The organism is Vicinamibacterales bacterium, from assembly GCA_036496585.1.
Taxonomy (GTDB): Bacteria; Acidobacteriota; Vicinamibacteria; order Vicinamibacterales; family 2-12-FULL-66-21; genus JAICSD01.
Genome location: DASXLB010000015.1, coordinates 93,218 through 112,844 on the forward strand (window position 1 = coordinate 93,218; position 19,627 = coordinate 112,844).

Sequence of the window (19,627 nt, forward strand, 5' to 3'; positions counted from 1 at the left end):
GCTCCGGCCGAGACAACCGCCGCCCTGGCCCATAGCCCACCTCATGTATTGGTGACACCTCGGGGTGTAGGGATTTGCTCCAGCCGTGCAGAGGCGGCTGACGCGCGCGCAACTATCTCTGCTGTGATCAACGACTTAGCGGGCACTTTCAGCCGCCTTCCCACCGCTCAGTCTGGCACAGCGTTTGATAGCCCAGCCCTGCGGTAGCGCGTGTCACCGAGCGAATCAGCGCATGGGCGAATCAAAATGACGGATGTTGCAAAGGATCGGATGATGAACAACGGAGAACGCAAGGAACGCCGCGGTTTCGCGTCGATGTCCCCGGAGAAGCAGCGCGAGATCGCCAGCAAGGGCGGGCGCGCAGCGCACCAGAAGGGCAGCGCCCACGAGTGGACCTCCGACGAAGCTCGCAACGCCGGCCGCAAAGGCGGCCAGATCAGCCGTGGAGGGCGCGGACGTCTCGTCGAGACGCCGGACGCCGTCACCGGTATCGCGCCGGAAGCGATCGGGGAGTAATCGAGAGAGCGTCGCGCGAGTCCTGGCTGCGCCCCGTGGGCCGGCCGCTCGCGTCAGCCGGTCAGTCACGGAGGCAGATGTGCGTATGTTGAATCGCGTTGTGATCGCCGCTGCGTTGGCGCTCGCCGTGGCGGGGAGTGCCTCGGCGCAGTCCACGACGACGTCCGGTCAGGGGCAGGCGCCGGGCACGCCACCCCCGGCGGCGTCGACACCCTCGACGTCTACCGATGTCGAAACGCGCCCGGCGACGACAACCTTCATGGGCGACACCGGCCTCTGGATGGTGCCGACCGGCGAGGTCCTGCCGCGTAAGAAATGGTCGATGAGCGCGTATCGCGTCAACTTCGACGACAACCAGGGCTTCACCGACGTCTCGAACTGGCCGCTGACGTTCGCTTTCGGCGCCGGCGATCACGCCGAGGTTTTCGGCTCCTGGGTGCTGGTCAGCCGCATCGATCGCGATATCCGCCCGCTCTTCGTCTCGTCGATTCCAGGGGCGGGCGGCGTCGTACCGCAGAATCCGCTGATGGCCGACACCTGGAGCGGCAACCAGCTCGGTGATCTGTGGCTCGGCGTGAAATGGAACTTGATGTCGCAGTGGCAGCAGCGGCCGGTCGCCTTCGCGTTGCGGCCGATGATCAAGATCCCGACGGGCAGCAAGAGCGGCGGCGCCAGCACCGGCAAGGCCGACGTCGCCATCGACGCGGTGGTCAGCAAGGAAGTGAATGCGCGCATCGAGGTGTCCGGCTACGGCGGCTTCATCTTCCGCGGCAGCCCCGACGAGGTCGAGACGACCAACGGTTTCCGCTGGGGCCTTGGCGCCGGCATGCCGTCGCGCAAGTCGCTTCGCTTCACCGCAGAGCTGACCGGCGAGGCCTACACGAATGGCTCGCTCGCGACCAAGTCGCAGATTCTCGCGACCGACGGCTCGTTTCTGCCGGTCGGCTTCACATCCGACGTGAAGAGTCCGGTCCAGCTCGATCTCGGGTTGACCTGGCAGGGCAGGAGCGGCGTGTTTGCCGGCATCGGCTGGACGAACCGCTTCACGGTCGATCGGCGCGATACCTTCCTGTCGCAGTACGGCAACGGCGCCGGCGATCACATGGACATCGTCGGCCGGCTCGGCTATCACCCGGGGGTGCGTGTCTACGTTCCGCCCCCGCCGCCGCCTCCGCCGCCGCCCCCCCCGCCGGCCGTCACGGCCCACGATCTGTCGGTGAAGGCGAACTGCAATCCGTGCACGGTCGACGTCGGCAAGACCTCGACGGTGACGGCGATCGCCACCGATTCGATCGGCTGCACCGTTACCTACGTGTGGAGCGCTCCGGCCGGCACCTTCACCAACGGCACCGCGCAGAACACGCCGTGGACCGCGCCGCAGACTGAGGGCCCCGTGCCGGTGACCGTCCGCGTCACCTGCCCGCGCGACAACAAGACGGCCAGCGACACGGTCACCATCCAGGTCGTCAGGCCGGCAGCGGCCGAGCCGATCGTCTTCGAGGATGTGCACTTCGACTTCGACCGCTACAGTCTGCGGCCGGAAGCAGTGCGCACGCTCGACGAGGCGGTGGCTGCGCTGCAGAAGAACCCGAACATCCGGGTCACGATCGAAGGCCACACCTGCAACATCGGGACGGCCGAGTACAACCTCGCGCTCGGCGAGCGCCGCGCGACCTCGGTGCGTGAGTACCTCGCCAGCCGCGGGATCAGCGCCGAACGTCTCACCATCGTGAGCTATGGTGAGGAACGGCCGAAGTACGACAACTCGCGTGAGGAAACACGTCGGCTCAACCGGCGCGCCGCGCTGGTGGTGCGGTTGACCCAGTAGTCGGGGGTTCTAAGTCGGCAATCACAGCCCGAGCGGGAAGGCCAGGCCTTCCCGCTCGTCGCACGAGAGGACCATATGCGCTTCATCAACATGTATCTGGCGGGCTATTTCATCCTGCTCATCGGCGCAGTGGCGGCGCTCTGGTATGGCGGCATCCTGCGGCAGGTGTCGCCCGTGTGGGTCGTGATTGGTTTGGTGATTGCGGCCGGACTTGGCATCATGCTGTCTGTTTCAGGTGGAAAGCCGCAAATCACGCAAGAATAGCCCGCCTCCGATTTTGTCGGCCGGGCTTCGTCCCGTCGAACAATTGGCACGTGATGTGGTTACAGCTCATCACGTGCCTTTCGTTTTTCTCAGGCGGTCCGCCGCCGCGGCATCCGCTCTGCTGCTGACATGCAGCCTGACCGCCTGTATCACGACCGATGCGGTCGTCAAGGTGACGTCGCTGAAGCTCAATGGCGTGTCGGCGATCAAGGCCTCGCAGCTCAAGCCGGCGCTCGGCACGAGCGCCAGCTCGAAGCTGCCGTGGGGCGCCAAGCGGTACTTCGTCCGTCCTGAATTCGACGCCGACCTGAAACGGATCGTCGCGTTCTACAAGGATCGCGGTTATCCCGACGCCAAGGTGACGTCCTTCGACGTCAAGATGAACGACAAGCAGGACGCCGTCGCCATCACCATCAACGTCGACGAAGGCGCCCCGCTGCTCGTCGATCGCATCGACTACTCGGGTTTCGACTCGCTGCCGGCGCGGCACCTCGATGCGCTCAAGGCGCGGCTGCCGCTCAAGGAGCACGCGCCGCTCGACCGCGCGCTCGCCCAGGCGTCGCGCGAATCGGCGCTCGACGAGCTGCAGGATCACGGCTACCCGTACGCGACGGTCCGAGTAACCGAGCAGCCCGGACACGACGACCACTCCCGAGTGATCACGCTGGCGGCGACCCCGGGCACATCGGCCCGATACGGCGACATCGAGATCGTCGGCAACTCCACTGTCAGTGACAACGTCATCCGGCGGCAGCTGTTCATCCGTCCTGGCGGCCTCTTCCGACTGAGCTCGCTGCAGGGCAGCCAGCGGCGGTTGTACGACCTCGGCACGTTCGATTTCGCGAACGTCGAAACCGACGTCAAGGAAGGGGAGCAGCCGGCAATCGTCCCGATCAAGGCGACGGTAACCGAGAGCAAGCCGCGCAAGGTCAATTTCGGCGTCGGCTACGGCTCGGAAGAGAAGGCGCGCGTCTCGATCGACTGGCGCCACGTCAATTTCTACGGCGGCGCGCGCACGTTCGGGGCCGAGGCGGAATACTCGTCGCTGAACAAGGGCGCGCGGCTCACCTTCCGCCAGCCCTATCTCTTCGGCCCTCGCCTGAGCCTGCTGCTCACTGCCCAGTCGTGGCATCAGAACGAGCCCGCCTACGTCCTCAACACGCGCGGCGGCAAGGCGACCGTCGAACGGCGATTCGCGCGGAACGGACCGCTGTCGCAGCGCGCCGCCGACATGACCATGTCGGTGAGCTATACGGGAGAGTACGAAGACTATCGCGTCGGCGACGAGGCGCTGAGCACCGCGTCCTTCCTGAAGACGCTGATCTCGCTGGGGCTCGATCCGCTGAACGGCACCGCCAGCGGATGGCTGTCGTCGCTCGGCTACGATCTCCACCGCAGCACCGCCGACAGCACCGTGAACGCGAAGCACGGCTACCTGTTCAATGCGCATCTCGAGCACGCGGGAGGCACGCTCGGCGGCGATTTCGACTTCACCGAAGCCGTCCTCGAAGGACGCTTCTATACCGCGATCGCGGACAAGGCGGTGTTCGCGGTCCGCGCGCGGGGCGGATCGATCGGCGACATCGGCAGCCCCACCAACCTCAAGGTGCCCTTCTACCGCCGCTATTTCCTCGGCGGCGCGCAGAGTCTGCGCGGCTGGGGGCGCTTCGAGGTGTCGCCGCTCGTCGATGGCGTCACCGTCGGCGGCCATTCGATGCTCGAGAGCTCCGCCGAGGTGCGCGCGCCGCTCTGGGGCAATCTGAGCGCGGTGGCGTTCGTCGACGCCGGCAATGTCTGGAACGACGCCTGGAACCTCAATTTCAACGATCTTCGCTACGACGTCGGGCCAGGACTGCGCTATCTGACCCCGATCGGTCCCATTCGCGTCGACCTCGGCTACCAGTTGAACCCGATTCCCGGCCTGCTGATCAACGGCACCCCCGAGACGCGGCACTTCCGGGTCCACTTCTCGATCGGGCAGGCGTTCTAGAGCCATGACATCGGGGCAGCGGCCAGCTTCTCGGTCACGCGCGTATCTGCGCCGCACGCTGCAGATCGCGGCGTTCGTCGGCACGCTGGTGGTCGGCGTCATTGCGCTGGCGCTCATCGCCTCGCAGACGCCGTGGTTCCGCGACTGGCTCCGGCGGTTCGTCGTGCGCGAGGCCGGCAGCTATGTCAACGGCACCGTGTCGATCGGCAGCCTGGGCGGGAATGTGTTCTACGGCATCGAGCTCGGCGATGTCGCCATCGACGTCAACGGCGAGCACGTGGTCACGCTCGAGCACGTGGAGATCAAGTACAGCCTCGCCGAGCTCGTGTCGACGGGCATGACCGTCCGGCGGATCGTGGTGCAGCGGCCGTACGCCCTGCTCCGGCACGACGCCGCCGGCTGGAACGTGGCGAGTCTCGTCAAGAGACAGCAGCAGGAAGCGGATCGCCAGGGGCCGGGCCGGCCGCTGTCGCTGCCCGACATCGAGATCGTCGACGGCCGGCTCGCGATCGACGATCGCGCCCCGTCGCCGCTCTACAGGCTGCCGTCACGGATCGACGGGCTGAATGCGAAGGGCGGGTTCGCCTACGAACCGGTGCACTACAGCGTGACGCTCGATCGCGTCGGGTTCAACGGCCACGCGCCGGACCTCACCGTCACGGCGCTCAGCGGCCGCGTCGGTACGCGAGACGACGATCTGCACGTCGAGACGCTGTTCCTGCAGACCGCGCAGAGCTCCGCGACGATCGACGGCGTGGTGCGGAACTACCTGGCTACTCCCTCGCTGCAAGTCAGCCTCTCGGCGCCGCGCGTGTCGGTCCCGGAGTTGGCGGGTGTACTCCCGCCAGTGAAGGGCTACGACCTGCATGGGAAGCTCGATCTGAAGGCGACCGGCCCCGACAACGACCTGCAGCTGGCGGTCAACGTCGCGTCGGAGGCAGGAGCGATTCACGGGACGCTGCGAGGCGACGCGCAGGCCCCGGATTTCGCACTGCGCGGCGATGTGTCGGCCGAACATCTCGACCTGGCACCGCTGCTTCAGGATCCGTCGCGGACAAGCGACATCACCGGGGCAGCGAAGCTGGACGTGCGGCTGGCGTCGAACCCGGCGTCGGCGCCGCTCATCGACCGTGTGCGCGGCACGGTCACCTTCGACGGCCCGCGCGTCGTCGCGGAGGGCTACACCACGACCGGCGTCCATCTTTCGGCCCAGGCGCAGGGGCGCCGCGTCAATCTCGACGCCCGCGCCAACGCCTACGGCGGACGCGCGAGCGTGAAGGGAGCCGTCACGGTGCCCTCCGCCACCGGTGAGCCGCTGGCGTTCGACGTCACCGGACAAGCGTCGCACGTCGACCTCGCGGGGCTGCCGCGCGCGACCGGCGCGCCACGCGTCAGGACCGACCTGAACGTCGAGGCGTTCCACGCGCAGGGATCGGCGGGGAAATCGACGAACGTGGAGGGTTCGGCGACGTGGGGACGGTCGACCGTCGCCGACGGGACGATCGTCGGCGGCACGCAGACGGAAGTTTCGGTTGCGTTCGGGCCGGGCAAGGCCGGTCTTCAGTCGGCGACCTATGCGGCGCGCGGTGAAGTGCGGGACGTCAACCTCCGGCGGGTCGGGCAGGCATTCCAGATTGCCGCGCTCGACAGTCCGGAGTACGACAGCCGCATCAACACGACCTTCGACCTGAAGGGCAGCGGCATTGCCCTCGACCGTATGCGGCTCGATGGCACGGCGACGGCCGTGGACTCGCACATCTACGGCGGCACGGTGCCGCGGCTCGTGGTCGAGGCGCACCTCGCCAACGGTGCGGTGAACGGCCGCGCCACTGGCGAGCTGCGCGGCTTCGATCCGGCGCGGATCGCGAAAGATCCGCAATACAAAGGAGAGGTCAACGGCGCCGTCGACGCCGCCTTTGGCATCGCGAACATCCACGCGCCGATGACCGCCGACGCGATCACCGCCGATGGTCGGCTGACCATCGCCCCAAGCGAGGTGGCCGGGTTCAGGATCGACAGCGCGGATATCGAAGGGCAGTACGCGAACCGCCGCGGCGTGCTGCGGCGGGCGACCGTGAAGGCATCAGATCTCGACGTGACGGCCTCCGGCCCGATCGTGCTCGACGAGAGCGGCCAGACCAACGTGAAGTATCACGTCGCCGCCAGCGACCTGGCGGCGCTTGGCAAGCTGGCCGGTCAGCCGGACCTGTCGGGGTCCGCCATCCTCGACGGCGCGATCACCGGGAACGGCTCGTCGCTGCGCATCGCCGGTGCACTCGACGGATCGAACGTCGGCTACCAGGACGACAAGGCGCTGGACCTCAACAGCCACTACACCGTGACCGTTCCCGACCTGCAGTTCACGCGGGCGGCCGTGCAGGCCCAGACGACCGGCTCGTTCATCCAGGCAGCCGGCCTCCAGATCAATACGCTGACGCTCGCGACGACCTACGCGAATCAGACGCTCGACTTCCAGACGCATCTCGCGGCGGGACCGGACGGCGGCCCCACCAACCAGCCCCGCGAGCTCGACGCGTCCGGCTCGGTCGTCTTTCATCCCGACCACCAGGAGATCCACCTGCCGTCGCTGGCGCTGCGCACGCAGGGCGTCGAGTGGAAGACGGCGCCCGGCAGTCAGACGGCGATCGAATACGGCGCGAACCGCGTCACCGTAAACGACCTGCATCTCGTCAACGGCGATCAGTCGCTGGCGGCCTCGGGCAGTTTCGCGCTGGGCAGTAACCCGCAGATCGGCGGCCTCACCGTCGAGGCGAAGAACGTCGACCTCGCCCAGCTCGAGAAGCTGGCCATGCAAGACCGCGGCTTCACCGGACGCCTCAACGCGAACGCGACGTTGTCGGGCAATGCCAAGGCGCCCGACGTGAAAGGGCACGTCGACGTGCAGAACGGCGGGTTCCAGCAGTTCACATATCAGTCGCTTGCCGCCGACGGCTCATTCGTCAACGACCGCATCGCCATCGACGCGCGGCTGGTGCAGGCGCCGGGTGTCGAACTGACGGCGGCGGGAACGGCGCCGATGAGCGCGCTCACCGCGAAGGCCGCGCCTGGCGACGAGCACGTCACCCCGGCGCCCGGACAGGGCATCGATCTGCATGTGCAGTCGACGCGCATCGATCTCGGGATCGTGCAGGGGTTCACTCGTCAGATCACCAACGTGACCGGCACGGTTCAGGCTGACGTCCAGGTCACCGGCACGGCCGCCGATCCGCACCTGAACGGGTTCGTCGACTTTCAGAACGGCGCCTTCTCGATTCCGCAGGCAGGGACGCGGTTCACCGGCATGACCACCCGCATCGAGCTGCAGCCGGATCGGGTTCGCGTCCCACGATTCCAGATCCTCGATCAACACGGCAAGGCGCTGACGATCGAGGGGGAGCTCGCGGTCCACGAGCTCCAGGGGGGGGCCGTCGACGTGGCGATCGACGCCGACGACTTCAAGCTGTTCGACAACGAGCTGGGGAACGTCCATCTCGAGACGCACCTCAAGCTGACCGGCGAGCTGCGGCGTCCGCGGATCGAGGGAGAGGTGCACGCCGACGCGGCGCGCCTCGAGATCGACCGGATCCTCCTCCTCACCGCGAGCCCGTACTCCGAGCAGGCGCTGCCCGATGTGGTCTCGGCCGAGGACACCGAGACGTCGAGCATGGGGGCCGACCAGGCCACGCGCGCGGCGCTCGAGAAGGGGCGCGCCATCGCGGCCGCCGCGGCGCCGGGACAGAATGCGACCGCCCCAGCGACGCCACCGCCGGCCGGGCTCTTCTCCGCTCTTGCGCTCGACGTCCACCTCGTCGCGCCCGACAACCTGGTGATGCGAGGCGATGACCTCCACCCGGGCGGTCCGAGCACGATGGCGGTCGGCTCGCTGAACGCGACGGTCGGCGCCGACGTGCAGATTGTCAAGAAGATCGACGGCCCAATCACGATCCGCGGGACCGCCGACACGGTGCGCGGTTTCTACGAATTCCAGGGGCGGCGGTTCACGCTGCAGCGCGGCGGCACGGCGCAGTTCACCGGCGGCGCCGACATCAACCCGCTGCTCAACGTGACGGCCGAGCGCCTGATTCCCAACACCGGGGTGACCGCGCGCATCCACGTCACCGGTACGCCGCGCGCGCCGAAGCTGACGCTGACGAGCGATCCGCCGCTCGACGAAGCCGACATCCTGTCGCTCATCGTGTTCAACCGCAACATCAACGACCTCGGTTCCGGCGAAAAGGCGTCGCTCGCCGAGACCGCGGGCGGTATCGCCAGCGGCTTCGTCGCGCAGTCGCTGGGCAAGTCGATCGGCAAGGCGCTCGACGTCGATCTCTTCGAGATCACCACGACCGATCCCGAGACGGGAGAGAGCGCCGGCGGCGTGACGCTCGGCAAGCAGGTCAGCGATCGTGCATTCGTGCAGTTCCGGCAGCAGTTCGGCAACCGCAGCTTCACCGAGTTCATGCTCGAGTACCAGCTGGCAAAATTCCTGCGCCTCGACCTGCAGACCGCGCCGCAGTCGAGCGGCGTGGCGAACCGCCTGACGCAGCGGCGGGTCGAGCGGGCGGGCGTTGACCTGATTTTCTTCTTCAGCTACTAGCGTTCAGACGCCGGACTATCTTCGAATTGCGGTGGCAACCAGCGGCGCGGCGGGCCTTCGTTCAGTCGATCCGAAGCGCGTCTGCCGGCTGAATCGAGGCAGCTCGGTTCGCTGGAATCGCGGCGGCCATCATCGTCGTGACAAACAGCACCAGGCTGACCGCGACGAGCATGACCGGATCATTCAGACTGCCGATCGACCACTGAGCGACAACCTTGTTCAGCCCCACGCTCAGTACGAGACCGGCGAAGAGGCCCGCGACGATGGCCGCGGCCGCCGGCAGCACCGCGGCGTTGACGATGCGCCCGCGACCGGCGCCGAGCGCCATACGGATGCCAAATTCTCTGGACCGGCAGGACACCGCGTACGACACGACACTGTAGAGTCCGACCACTGCGAGCATCAGCGCACACACCGCGAAGCCGAGCAACAGCAACGTCACGAACCGCTCACGCGCCCATCCCGCGTTGGCCAGCTCGTCTTCCGCCGTGCGTACCCCGTTCACCGGTTGATTTGGATCGACGGTACGCACCGCCTCCCGAATCGAACGGGTCATCGAAAGCGGCTCGTGACTCGTCCGCAGGATCACATTCAGGGAATCGCTCAACATGAGCGTGTACGGCACGTAGATCGACGGCGCCGGCAGGTCATGGAGACCGATATTGGGTGTGTCGCCGACAACACCGATTATCTCGAACCAGCCGTCGCTGCCGGGCGCCGCTAGCCTGAATGGGTTGGGTGGCTTGATGTACCCGGGCATTCGAACGCGCCGTCCGATCGCGGAGTTGTCAGGCCAACGCTCACGAGCCATCGTTTGGTTGACGACGGCGACGTGGGGCGTTCCACCGCTCTCTGAATCTGACCACACGCGGCCTCGCATGAGCGGGATCTTCATCGTCGAAAAGTAGTCGGCGCTGATCCGTTGGAGAATCGGCGCTTCGTCTCCCGGCGTGTCCCGCCCGGGAACTTCGACTACTGCCCGTTCACCCGACCGCGGTGGTATCCCGCTGTAGGTGGCGAGCGCGACCGACTCGACCTGGGGCACCCCTGCCATGCGATCCCGCAGGCGCTCGTAGAACGTGGCGCGGCCGGCCCATTCCCTGTAGGCGTTCTCTGGAAGGTTGATCGTCGCGACGATCACGTCGTGCGGATCGTAGCCAAGTGATGTCCGGTACAGATCGATGAGCACACGGACAGCCGCACCAGTGCCCGCGAGGAGTAGCACCGTCATCGCGATTTGAGCCGCGAGCAGGAGATGATGCGCTCGCCGGCCTTGGGCGCCGGCGGTCGTCCGGACCGCCGCCGTGAGGCGCGGGCGCGAAAATGACAAGGCCGGCGACAATCCACACAGCAGGGCCGACGCCATCGCAAGGCCCGCACTGAAGAGCAAGACCGGTACATTGACGGGCACGGCCACGAGGTTCCCGACCGGAACCGAATTGGGGGGCAAGCGCCTGAGCGCGGCCGGCAGGCCCCAGTAGCCCGCCGCAACGCCCAGCGCGGCGCCTGCGACCGCCAGGAGCAGCGATTCCACGAGGAGCTGCCTCATCAATCGTCCACGACTGGCCCCAAGGGCGGCGCGCACGACGAACTCATACGCCCGCGAGGTGCCGCGCGCCAACAGCAGAATGGACACGTTCGCACAGGCGAGCAGGAGCAGCAACAGAGACGCCGCGAAGATCAGCAGGAGGGTCGGCACGGACCCGTCCTCCCGTTGTGACTCCACCAGACCTCGTACGAGCGGACGCACCTCCTTCGAAAAGCGTTGCGGGGCGTCCTTGGCGTACTGGTCGAAGATCGGCTGAAGTCGCTGTTCCGCCATGCGTGGAGTCACGCCGGGCTTGAGACGGGCCTGGACGGTCCAGGCGACTTTCGGGTCGAACGTCAGGTCAATGGGAACGACAACCTCCGGCCCGGTGGGAAAGTATTGCCGGGGCAGCACGCCGACCACGGTGTAGGGCTCGCGATTTAGCAGGAGGGTCTGCCCCACGGCCTCGGGCCGCCCGCCGAAGTGGCGCTGCCAGAACCGATAGGTGACCACGACGACCCGCTGGGCCTGCTCGCCGGCCGGACCGTCCGCCTCGTGGAAGACTCGTCCGAGGAGGGGTGGAACCCCGAGTACGTCCAGACCGTTCGCGGAATAGTACTGGGTGCGCACCGTTTCCGGGAGGTCCTGGCCGGTCAGCGTCATCTCCCAGGTGTTCAAGACGAAGGCGCCGCTCAGGACTTCGCTTTGTTGGAGGGCGACGAGCTGGCGAGCCGTGACAGACAGACCCCGCGTCCTCCCTGTGTCGAGCGTGCCGAGTCTGACAATCTGATCGACGTCAGCGAATGGGAAGGGATTCAGGAGCGCGGCATTCACGATGCTGAACAGCCCGGTGGCGGCGGCAATCCCGACTGCCAGGGAGACGACAGCCGTCGCGGCGAAACCGGGGTTCCGGCGGAGGATACGCAGCGCATATCGGAGATCCGCGGCGAGGCTGTCCAGCAAGAAAGTCCTTGGCCTGGCTAGTGCCTGCCGAGCAGGGCGACCTGGACCCTGGCGTCGTTGAAGCAGGCGCCGCCGCCCAGATCGGTGAGCGTGTCGGGCACCAGCGCGTTCGAGGTCGACCCGTTGTAGCTGTTCCGGCGCCAGACGCCCTTGGCGTAGGCGACCGTACCGGGACGGACGTCCGCGTTGAGATTCGCCGGGCACTGCATCTCGCCGAGCGCGTTGAACACTCGTACTGGATCGCTCTGGGCGATGCCGCGCGCCGCGGCGTCGGCGGGATGGATGTGGAGCATGGCGGCGCGCTTGCGCAGCTCGCCGAGTGTCGACGAGATCGTCTTCTCCGACGCGGGTGAAATCAGCGCCAGCGGGAAGTCGTCGCTGCCGGGATCCGCCTGGTAGCCGTAGAGCCCCGCCGGTGCGTCGTGCGCAACCGTGTCGGGATCGAGGTCGACCTTGCCGTCAGGCGTCAGCGGGAACACGTCGACGAACTGCACCGGCGTGCCGCCGTGCGGCGGTGTAGCGCTGCCGTGCTCCATCAGCTCCCGGCCGGGGCCGTCCATGCGCGTGGTGACCCGCAGCAGCGTATCGATTTCGTCCTCGGCGGTGCCGACGCCGAGCCGCTCGGCCAGCTCCGAAAACACCTGCGCGTTGGTGCGCGCCTCGCCGCACGGCTCGATCACCGGGCGGACCAGCTGCAGCGTGATCGGCCCGTACGACTTGGCGATGTCGTACTGCTCGAGGAAGGTCGTGGCCGGCAGCAGGACATCGGCGAAGCGGCAGGTGTCGGTCAATACCTGCTCGAAGACCACCGTGAAGAGGTCCTCGCGTTCGAGCCCCTGCAGCACGCGGTTCTGATCGGGGGCCGTCGTCAACGGGTTGCCGTTGTAAACGAACAGCATCTCGACGGGCGGGGCGTCGTACGACGTCAGCGCCCGCCCGAGGTGATTCATGTTGACGAGCCGCGTCGCCGGCTCGGGCGCGTCGAGCCACTGCGCCGATTTCAGCCCGAAGGCTGCCGAGCTCGACATCGAGAAGCCGCCGCCGCGGACGCCGAACTTGTTGGCGACCGAGGGCAACGCGAGGATCGCCGCCGCTGCGTTGCCGCCGTTGCGGTTGCGCTCGACGCCCCATCCGCAGCGGATCAGCGCCGGAGCCGAGCGCACGTAGAGATCGGCCAGCCGGCGTAGATCGGTGGCCTCGATCTGCGCTTCCGCCGCGGCCCGCTCGATCGTCCACGGCGCGGCGGCCGTGCGCAGCCGGTCGCTTCCGGTCGTGTGCTCGGCCAGGAACGCCGGATCGGCATGCCCCTCCTCGAAGAGCACGCGGTGGAGCGCCAGCGCCAGAGGCAGGTCGGTTCCGGGGCGGGGTGCCAGGTGCAGGTCCGCCTTCTTCGCGAGGGAGGTGCGTCGCGGGTCGACGACCACCAGCGTGGCGCCTGCCTCCTGCGCCTGGTTCAGATAGGGAATCAGGTGGATACCCGACGCCGAGGGATTCACTCCCCAGAGCACGATGAGCCGGGCGTGGACATAATCCTCGTAACTGACGCCAGGCATCTTCCCGTAGAGCGCCTGGTTGGCGGCGCCGGTCGGGGCCGCGCAAATCGTCGTGGCGAGGCGCGACGTCCCGAAACGCCGCCAGAGCTCGAGGTCGTTCGTATTCTGCGTCAGCAGCCCGTTCGAGCCGCCGTAGTAGTAGGGCAGGATCGCTTCCGCCCCGCGTCGCTCCTTGATCTCCAGCATCCGCCGCGCGACGAGGTCGAGCGCTTCCGTCCAGCTCACCCGTTCGAACGTGCCGCCGCCCTTGCGGCCCGTGCGCACGGCGGGGTGGAGCACGCGGTCCTCGCCATAGACCCGATCGCCGAAGCGCCGTACCTTCGCGCAGATGAAATTGTTCGTGACCGGGTTGGCATCGCCGCCGTCAATCTTTTGGATGCGTCCGTTTTCGACGGTGACGTCGAGGGTGCAGGAATCGGGGCAATCGAGCGGACAGGCGGTGCGGACGGTCGAATGCCCCCACCGTTCGGCGTCGGGCTGAGCTGGGCGAGCCATTCGACATTATAGAGGGAGTGAGCAAGGTCAGTGGGAGCGGCAGTGAGCAGTGAGCTGCTCACTGCCGACTGCCCGACGCTCACTCTGGTTCGATGTCCGTGCCCTCGCCGCCGGCGCCCATGTCGATACCGGTGGCTCCACTGCTGCGCGCCGGCGCCGCCGGTCCGGGCGTCACCTCGTCCGCTCCCTCGCTCATCCGGTGATGGCGATGTCGGGCGTCTGATTCATGGCGCCTGTTCGTGTCGGCCGGAAGTCCGGTCGTGCTGGATATATTGCCGAGCCCGAGGACGTCTCCGACGCGGTCTTTGCTGGATGTGTCGTCCATGTCGCTATAGCCTCCTGGCCGTTACAAGAGCAAACCGCGTGCTGAGTTACACTGCCGGGGCTCATGGAGGGTGCCGAATGGCTGATCTGACAGGACGGATGATTGGCGCGATTCAAGGGGACGTGAAGACGCTCGAAGAGATCGAAGCCGACCCGGGCGCGTTCAGCCAGGCGGTCACCGTGATCATCATCGCAGGCGTCGCGGCGCTCATCGGCAACTTCTTCCGCATCGGGGTGATCGGCGGGATCGTGCACCTCGTGGCCGCGCTCGCGGAGTACGCGTTGTTCTCGGTCCTGGTCTTTCTCATCGGCACCAAGCTGATGCCGGAACCGACGACCAAGGCGGATTTCAACGAGGTGTTCCGGACCGTCGGGTTCGCCGCGTCTCCGGGCATCTTCAGCGTGGCGGCGATCGTGCCGTTTCTCGGCCCGGTGATCTCGCTGCTGGTCGGTGTCTGGAGCCTGGTGATCGGCGTGATCGCGGTACGCCAGGCGCTCGACTATTCCAACACCGGGCGCGCGATCATTGTCTGTCTGATCGCCGGCGTCATCTGCTGGATCGTCGTCATCGTGGTATTCCTGCCGCTGGCGCTCGCCGCCGCGGTCACCCACGCTGCGCTGACTCAGTGAACGGGGGCGGCGTGGACGCCCCGGCTGGTTTCCGCTAGACTGTGCCCCCCAGCCCATTTCGCTCAGGAGGATTAGATGGCGGACGTGCCTGCCGGCAAGGTCTCCCAGAACCGAACGGTCATGATCGTGCTCGCGTACCTGTGGCTGCTCGCCCTGGTGCCGCTGCTGGTCGAGAAGGAAGATGCGGAGGTCCAGTGGCACGCGAAGAACGGCCTGGTCCTGACCGCGGCCGAAGTCGTGCTCTGGATTGTGCTTACCATCCTGACGTTTATTCCGGCGTTGGGCTGTCTGTTTGCGATCATGCACCTGTTCGTCTGGCTCGGTATCCTGGTGCTGCACATCGTCGCAATCGTCAAGGGCGTGAACGGTGGACGCCTGGTGGTGCCAGTCTTGAGTGACTACACCAGCAAATTCTGAACCCCGCCGCCGGTGGCGGTCGCCGCGTGCGGCCGCCATCGCGCTCACGGCCGTGCTCCTCGTCTGTGGAACGCTGCAGACGTCAGCCGCTGAGCGTGCCACGCTCGGTGCGATCGGTTTCTATCGTGCCCACGGATCCGGGGTGATGCGCCGTCTTGGCGCTGAGTGCCGTTTCCAGCCCACCTGCAGCCGCTACGCCGAGCTGGCCGTCCAGAAATACGGCGTGGTCCACGGTCTCGCGAAAACGAGCGCGCGCCTCCTGCGCTGCAATCCCCTCCTCAGCAAGCGCGGCGAAGTCGACCTGCCGTAAATCCACGTTCGCGCCGTTCGTGGCGGAACGCGCGCCATGCCGCCGGTGTCCAACGGTGGCGAGGGAAAGGAGCGTCCCATGGCGCGACAACAGCTGCGGAGCCATCTGTCCGGAAGCGTCCCCGTCTCGATCGTGGTGCATGTCGTGGTGCTGCTCGTGCTCGTCGTCATTCCCGTTGTCGGCGATATCATCCCGCCGATTCCGCTACTTGCCATCCCAACGTACATGCTGGCCGCGCCGCTCCCGCCGCCTCCGGCGGTCCTGCCTCCCCCGACGCCTTCGCGCAGAGCGGCCGTCCCGACGGGCGCGCCGACGACCCCGCCGGATCGGATCCTGGCCGAGCCGCCGCCGGCACCTCCGGCTGGGCCAATAAATGCCGTGCCCGGTGGAGTGCCGTTGGGCGTGGGGGAGGATGCGGGGACGCTGTCGACCGACGTCCCGGCGCCGCCACCTCCGCCGCCACCGCCGCCGGCTGCCCCGACGGTCCGGGCGGCCCAATTGCCCGAGCAGCCGCGCAAGCTCGTCGACGCGCGTCCGGTCTATCCCGAGGTGGCGCGATCGGCCCGGATTGAAGGCACCGTGATTCTCGAGGCGGTACTCGACACGAGCGGCCGTGTCACCGAGTTGCGAGTCCTCCGTTCCGTGCCCATGCTCGACCAGGCGGCACTCGATGCCGTCCGGCAGTGGCGCTATTCGCCGACGATCTATTACGGGCGCCGGGTTTCCGTCCTGATGACGATTACCGTTCGATTTACGCTGCAGCCATGACGCTGGCGTTTCTGGCGGTGACGCTCTGGCTCGCGATCGCGCAATCTCCATCGACGCCGGCTGCACCGGTGTCGCCGGACGAAGAGGCCCTGCGCGCTGCCGTACAGCAGTACTACGACGCGCAGTCCGCGCGCGACGCCGATCGGGCCGTCGCGTTCTGGAGCGCGGCGGCCGACCCGCGCCCCGGGCGCGACGCGTACCTGGCGGTCTTCGGCGAGCCGGCCGAGGACCGCTTCCAGGTCGCAATCGGCAGCGTTGAGATCGCCGGCGCCGAGGCGCGCCTGCGCGTCAGCGCCTTGCGCACGCGTCTCACCATGAAGGACGGCCAGCCGAACACGCAGCGGACCGCGCTGCTCGAGTCGCAGGTCTGGCGGAAGGAGAGCGGCGGCTGGAAGCTGCTGCGCGACGGACCGTTCGCCGAGGCGATCGCCGACGATCTGATCGCCGCCGCGCCCGCCGACCGGCCGGCCCGCTACGAGAAGATCAGCCGTCCCGATCTGGTGCAGGCGCGCCTCGCCATCTCGCAGCGGGCGACGATGGCGATCACGCTGCAGAGAAACTATCTCCGCGGCCGCGAGCTCTTCGGGATCGCCCTCGACGTCGCCCGCGCGTCCGGCGACCGCCACGGCGAGGCCAACTCGCTTCACAATATCGCGCAGGCCGCGTACTTCCTGCACGACTATGCCGCCGCGACCGACGGCTACCGGCAGGAGCTCGAGGTCGCGCGCGCGATCGACGATCAGTTGACCGCCGCCGCCGCGTTGTTCGGGCTGGCGTCGGTCGCGTACTCGCAGGCGGACTACATCCCGGCGCTCGGTCTCTACCGCGACGCGCTCGCCATCTACGAGAAGAACGAGGACGCCTCGTCGATCGGCCGGACGCTGGTCAGCATCGGCAACATCCAATATCTGCAGGCCGACTACGATGCCGCGCTCGCCAGCTATCGCCGCGGCCTCGCATCGCTCGTGGAGGGCGGCGATCCGGCCGGCGCCTCCTACGCCCGCCGCGGCCTCGCGCGCGTCCTGGGCGCGCAGGGAGACGTTGCCGCCGCGCTCGCCATCTACGGCCAGGTGCTCGCCGACGCCCGCGCCGCCCTGGCGGCGGACGCGCGCCTGACCCCCGACGTGGCGTCGGCGCTCGAGGGCATCGCCGAGCTGTATTTCCGTGTCGGTAACACCGACCAGGCGCGGGCCTCGTTGGAGGAAGCGGGAAGGCTCGACGACAAGGATCCGGAGGGAGCGGGCCGCGTCCTCGCTGCGCTCGGCATGACCGAACTCGTGGCGGGCCGCTTCGACGCCGCGCTGGCCGCTTACACCGGGAGTCGCACCCGGTTCGAGACCGTCAAGATGCCGGACGGCATCGCGCGGGCCTGGGTGGGTATCGGCTTCAGCCAGTCGGCGCGCGAGCGCTTCGCCGACGCGATCGCCGCATATCGGAGCGCCATCGCGTTGTTCGAGCAACAGAACAACAACGACGGCGTCGGCCGCGCGTGGCTCGGGCTGTCGATGGCGCAGTCGGGGGCCGGCGACCACGCCGCCGCACTCGACAGTGCCGGCAAGGTCGCGGCGATCGCCGAGGGGCTGAAGAGCGAGGACCTCGCCTGGCGCGGGTCAGTCCGCGCCGGCGAGGCACTCCGCAAACTCGGCAGGCTCGAGGAGGCGGTGCAGGCCTTCACGCGCGCGACGACCGTGCTCGATCGGCTCGCCGCCGACGCGCCGACGAATACGGAGGCGCGCGCCGAGTTGAACGACAGCGCCAGCGCGTGGACCGGTCTCGCGTTTTCCCGTGCGGCGCAGGGCGATGCCGCCGGAGCCCTTGCCGCCATGGAAGGCCGGCGCGCGCACCTTCGGCGCGTGTGTCTGGCCCCCTTCGAGCACGACGTGGCTCCGGGCGCCAGCGCGGCCGAACTGGCCGACGAACAGGCGATCGCGCGCGACATCATCTCGGCCCGGGTCAAGCTCCGCGCCCAGTCGCAGGCGCCGCGTCACGATGCGGCACGGCTCGAGCAGCTCGATCGCCAGTTGTCCGAGCTCGTTGCCAAACGGACCGACCAGCAGGGGACGCTCTATGGCCGCCTGCCGGACCTGCCGCGGTGGCGTGGCCTCCCCCAGCCGCCGCTGTCGGCCTCGGCGATTGCCGACCTCGTTCCCGGCGACGGCGGAGTGCTGGTCGCCTACCTGCTGAACGACGACGAACTCCTCGCCGTGACCGTCGCGCGCGCTGAGCACGGCGCCGACGTGGAGGCCGTGACCGCGCCGTTCGACCGCCGCGGCGTCGCCGACGCGCTGGCCGCCGCGATGCAGCCTGACGTGCTGGAGGACGCGGCCGAGTGGCGCCGGCACGCCGCCCCGCTGGCCGCCGCGTTGATCGATCCGATCGCGCCGCGCCTCGCCGGCCGCGATCGCCTCGTGTTCGTTCCCGACGATCTGCTCTGGAAAGTGCCGTTCGAGGCACTGTCTGGCGTTCCCGCCTCGGCAACCGTCACCTATGCCACATCGCTTGCGACGCTGGCGCTCGAGCGTCAGGCGCCGCCGCTTCCCGAGCACCGGACAGCCGCAATTGTCGCCGCTCCGGCCATCCCCGACACCGTGCGCGCGCAGATGACGCTGATGCTGCCGTCGTGGCGGGCCCCCGACGCCGCCGCCTCGCTGGCTGCCGCCGAGGCCGACGCGAGGGCATACAGCGAGGGTGTCCCGGTTCGAGCGGCGGCCGACGCCAGCGAGTCGGCCGTCCGTGCCCTCGTCGGCAGCGCCGACGTGCTGCACGCCCAGGCGCCGCTCCAGGTGAGTGCCACGGCGCCGCTCCTGTCGTCGGTCCTGCTCGCCGCGACTGGAGACGCGCCGGAGGAAGACGGACGGCTGGAGGTCCGGGAGTGGTTCAGGTTGGCCGGCCGTGCCCGCGTGGTCGTGCTGTCGGACGGCTCGGCGTTCGGCGCCGCCGGCGTCGGTAACGCTATGGACGCGATGGCGTGGGCGGCCGCCGCGGCCGGCGCCTCTACGATGGTTATCGGCCGCTGGCCCGCCGACGGCTTCACCGCCGACGCCGTCGCCGCGGCATTCCACGCAAAGCTCGCCGGTGGCTTGTCGCCGATCCAGGCGTGGCGCGCGGCGATTGCGGCGGCGCGGGTCGCCAACGCGCCGCCGTCGCTCTGGGCCGGGCTCAGGCTCGTCGGGGGAGGGAATTGACGGCCCGATCGGGGATGAAATCGCGGCCGCGCACGATCTCGGCGACGGCCTTCATCGCGCCGACGACGGGCATTGCGTTCAGCGCCGTGTCGACACCGCCGCGCACGACGCCTTTCCGCTTCATGGCGCCGGCCACCGTCATCAGCGCGATCGCCGCGCCGAGCCACGGCAGGCTGCGCGACAGCCGTCTCGGCAGCCGCGCGCCACTCCAGCTGACGATGTGGTTGGCGATCCTCACGCGTTGTTAACAGTGCAAAAC

Annotated in this window: 13 protein-coding genes; 9 read left to right on the plus strand and 4 right to left on the minus strand. The window is 68.2% G+C overall.

The genetic code is table 11. The features are described from left to right. Positions 1-273 precede the first annotated feature (273 nt). The 5 genes from VGI12_04775 to VGI12_04795 all read left to right on the plus strand — a co-directional run bounded on the left by VGI12_04775 (position 274) and on the right by VGI12_04795 (position 9,195). Complete coding sequence (locus VGI12_04775; GenBank protein ID HEY2431969.1) at positions 274-516, plus strand: KGG domain-containing protein; 243 nt, start codon at positions 274-276, stop codon at positions 514-516. 85 nt (positions 517-601) lie between these two features. Next, the gene (locus VGI12_04780; protein HEY2431970.1) at positions 602-2,344 is read left to right on the plus strand and encodes an OmpA family protein; all 1,743 of its coding nucleotides are present in this window, start codon (positions 602-604) and stop codon (positions 2,342-2,344) included. Between the two features lie 75 nt (positions 2,345-2,419). After that, on the plus strand, positions 2,420-2,608 hold the full coding sequence (locus VGI12_04785; protein ID HEY2431971.1) for a hypothetical protein: 189 nt from the start codon (positions 2,420-2,422) through the stop codon (positions 2,606-2,608). Between the two features lie 73 nt (positions 2,609-2,681). Continuing rightward, the gene (locus VGI12_04790) at positions 2,682-4,598 is read left to right on the plus strand and encodes a BamA/TamA family outer membrane protein (GenBank protein HEY2431972.1); all 1,917 of its coding nucleotides are present in this window, start codon (positions 2,682-2,684) and stop codon (positions 4,596-4,598) included. A gap of 4 nt (positions 4,599-4,602) precedes the next feature. Further along, a complete protein-coding gene (locus tag VGI12_04795; GenBank protein HEY2431973.1) occupies positions 4,603-9,195 on the plus strand; it encodes a translocation/assembly module TamB domain-containing protein in 4,593 nt (1,530 codons plus the stop codon). A gap of 61 nt (positions 9,196-9,256) precedes the next feature. Here VGI12_04795 and VGI12_04800 read toward each other — a convergent pair whose 3' ends face one another. Next, on the minus strand, positions 9,257-11,686 hold the full coding sequence (locus tag VGI12_04800) for an ADOP family duplicated permease (protein HEY2431974.1): 2,430 nt from the start codon (positions 11,684-11,686) through the stop codon (positions 9,257-9,259). A gap of 17 nt (positions 11,687-11,703) precedes the next feature. After that, positions 11,704-13,734: a molybdopterin-dependent oxidoreductase gene (locus tag VGI12_04805; protein ID HEY2431975.1), complete on the minus strand. Its 2,031-nt coding sequence runs from the start codon at positions 13,732-13,734 to the stop codon at positions 11,704-11,706. Positions 13,735-14,136: 402 nt separating this feature from the next. On the opposite strand from VGI12_04805, the gene VGI12_04810 reads away from it, so the two are divergent. Then, the gene (locus VGI12_04810; GenBank protein ID HEY2431976.1) at positions 14,137-14,688 is read left to right on the plus strand and encodes a YIP1 family protein; all 552 of its coding nucleotides are present in this window, start codon (positions 14,137-14,139) and stop codon (positions 14,686-14,688) included. A 75-nt stretch (positions 14,689-14,763) separates the two neighbouring features. Continuing rightward, on the plus strand, positions 14,764-15,105 hold the full coding sequence (locus tag VGI12_04815; protein ID HEY2431977.1) for a hypothetical protein: 342 nt from the start codon (positions 14,764-14,766) through the stop codon (positions 15,103-15,105). Between the two features lie 82 nt (positions 15,106-15,187). Here the strand turns inward: VGI12_04815 and VGI12_04820 are convergent, their stop codons facing one another. Then, positions 15,188-15,520 carry a hypothetical protein gene (locus VGI12_04820; GenBank protein HEY2431978.1) on the minus strand — a complete coding sequence of 111 codons (333 nt, stop codon included), beginning with the start codon at positions 15,518-15,520 and terminating at the stop codon, positions 15,188-15,190. Between VGI12_04820 and VGI12_04825 the strand changes: the two genes are divergently transcribed. Both VGI12_04825 and VGI12_04830 read left to right on the plus strand, forming a co-directional pair. Continuing rightward, positions 15,494-16,183 carry an energy transducer TonB gene (locus tag VGI12_04825; protein HEY2431979.1) on the plus strand — a complete coding sequence of 230 codons (690 nt, stop codon included), beginning with the start codon at positions 15,494-15,496 and terminating at the stop codon, positions 16,181-16,183. The two genes, VGI12_04820 and VGI12_04825, sit on opposite strands and share 27 nt — an antisense overlap. Next, positions 16,180-19,368, plus strand: a complete 3,189-nt coding sequence (locus tag VGI12_04830) for a CHAT domain-containing protein (GenBank protein ID HEY2431980.1) — start codon at positions 16,180-16,182, stop codon at positions 19,366-19,368. Before VGI12_04825 ends, VGI12_04830 begins: the two co-directional genes overlap by 4 nt. On the opposite strand, the gene VGI12_04835 is transcribed toward VGI12_04830, so the two are convergent. Further along, positions 19,343-19,606, minus strand: coding sequence for a hypothetical protein (locus VGI12_04835; protein ID HEY2431981.1), 264 nt, complete (start codon positions 19,604-19,606; stop codon positions 19,343-19,345). The two genes, VGI12_04830 and VGI12_04835, sit on opposite strands and share 26 nt — an antisense overlap. Positions 19,607-19,627: the final 21 nt, after the last annotated feature.